Source organism: Ideonella azotifigens (assembly GCF_006519715.1).
GTDB classification, from domain to species: Bacteria; Pseudomonadota; Gammaproteobacteria; order Burkholderiales; family Burkholderiaceae_C; genus Ideonella; species Ideonella azotifigens.
This window is the reverse complement of the sequence record NZ_VIDT01000889.1, coordinates 1-1,889: the sequence shown is the minus strand read 5'-3', so window position 1 is coordinate 1,889 and position 1,889 is coordinate 1. Positions and strand designations below refer to the sequence as shown.

2 protein-coding genes and 1 pseudogene are annotated in these 1,889 nt (G+C 65.4%); 2 read left to right on the top strand and 1 reads right to left on the bottom strand.

The window, feature by feature from the left end:
- Both FKP22_RS28925 and FKP22_RS28920 read left to right on the top strand, forming a co-directional pair.
- Positions 1-228: pseudogene (locus FKP22_RS28925) on the top strand (SDR family oxidoreductase); the annotation flags it as partial.
- A 118-nt stretch (positions 229-346) separates the two neighbouring features.
- Entirely contained in the window at positions 347-1,477 is a 1,131-nt protein-coding gene (locus FKP22_RS28920) for an acyl-CoA dehydrogenase family protein (protein ID WP_141291592.1), read from the top strand.
- A gap of 75 nt (positions 1,478-1,552) precedes the next feature.
- On the opposite strand, the gene FKP22_RS28915 is transcribed toward FKP22_RS28920, so the two are convergent.
- The coding region (locus tag FKP22_RS28915; RefSeq protein ID WP_211361648.1) for a calcium-binding protein at positions 1,553-1,889 on the bottom strand (337 nt) is incomplete at its 5' end.

Genomic DNA, 1,889 nt, shown 5'->3' with positions numbered 1-1,889 from the left:
TCCAAGGCGGCGGTCAATTCGGTGCTGGCCGACACCGCGCTGGCGCTCAAGGGCAAGGCCTTTTGCTGCGCGCTGCACCCCGGCTGGGTGCGCACCGAGATGGGCGGCAGCGGCGCCGACATCTCGCCCGAAGAAAGCGCCGCCGGCATCCGCCAGGTGCTGACCGGGCTGGACGCCAAGCGCCACGGCGGCTTTTACGACTACAGCGGCGCCACCATCCCCTGGTAAATGGTGCCCCCATACCTGCCACTGCGCGTCAGGCCCCCCGAGGGGGTCAAGAAAGCTCGGGAGCGGCCCCTCGCTTTCTTGATTTGCCCCGCACACAACACATCCGGAGACAAGAACCATGCTGCTGAGCGAAGAGCACCAGGCGGTGCAGGAGGCGGTGCGCGCCTACGTGCAGGACAAGATCGCCCCGCACGCCGCGCGCTGGGACAAGGAACACCATTTCCCCGCCGAAGAGTTGAAGGGACTGGCCGGGCTGGGCTGCTACGGCGTGGCGGTGCCGACCGAGTACGACGGCGCGGGCCTGGACTACCTTGCGCTGTCACTGATCCTGGAAGAGGTCGGCGCCGGTGACGGCGGCACCTCCACCGTGGTCAGCGTCAACAACTGCCCGGTCTGCTCCATCCTGATGGCCTTTGGCAACGAGGACCAGAAACAGAGGTTCCTCAAACCGCTGGCGCGCGGCGACATGCTGGGCGCGTTCTGCCTGACCGAGCCGCACGTGGGCTCCGAAGCCGGCGGGCTGAAGACCATGGCCGTGCGCGATGGGGACGACTACGTCATCAACGGCGTCAAGCAGTTCATCACCAGCGGCAAGAACGGCGACGTGGCCATCGTGATGGCGGTCACGGACAAGGCCGCCGGCAAGAAGGGCATCAGCGCCTTCCTGGTGCCCACGAAAACGCCCGGCTACACGGTGGCGCGGCTCGAAGACAAGATGGGCCAGCACAGCTCGGACACCGCACAAATCCTGTTCGAGAACTGCCGCGTGCCGGCGGCGAACCGGCTGGGCGAAGAAGGCCAGGGCCTGAAGATTGCGCTGGGCGGGCTGGAAGGCGGGCGCATCGGCATCGCCTCGCAAAGCCTGGGCATGGCGCGCGCCGCGTTGGAAGCGGCGCTGCGCTACGCCAAGGAGCGCGTGGCCTTCGGCGTGCCGATCTACGAGCACCAGGCCGTGCAGCACAAGCTGGCCGATTGCGCCACCCAGCTTGAAGCCGCGCGCCAGCTGGTCTGGCATGCCGCGACCTTGAAGGACGCCGGTCTGCCCTGCCTGAAGGAAGCCGCGATGGCCAAGCTGTTCGCCAGCGAAATGGCCGAGAAGGTCTGCTCCGCGGCCATCCAGGTGCACGGCGGCTACGGCTATGTCAGCGACTTTCCCGTCGAGCGCCTGTACCGTGACGTGCGCGTGTGCCAGCTCTACGAGGGCACCTCCGAAGTGCAGAAGATCCTGATCGGGAGGGCACTGGTCTGAGATGCCCAGAAAAAAGCCGCGCTGACTCAGCGCGGCCTTGGGTTGTGTGGTCGCAGGGTACGACCTTGCGCCTCTTCAATGCCAGTTGGCTGCGATGACGGGTGTCAGAGACGACTGATAGTCCGGAGGCAGCGTTGTTTGTCCAGCCGCGGGCGGGCTGAATGCCGCCATGGCGTCGACCAGCGCGTTCACTTGACTGTCCAGCAACACTGCGCCGTTCGCTGTTTGGAACTGCTCGATGTGATAAGAAGTGCTCGAATACCAGCTGGTAATCGAGACTTTGTCGCTTGTGCCAATGACACTGACCTCCAAGTTGGTGCCCACCTTGCGGAACCAAAGCTGATCGGTGGCGATGTTTGCTCCGAACGACAAGAGGTCGACATTGCCGGCCGTGGTGTCGTAGTCGGAGGCG

What these genes read in the sequence shown, in the direction of transcription:
- FKP22_RS28920 (WP_141291592.1), top strand. Translation starts at nt 347, where the DNA reads ATGCTGCTGAGCGAAGAGCACCAGGCGGTGCAGGAGGCGGTGCGCGCC.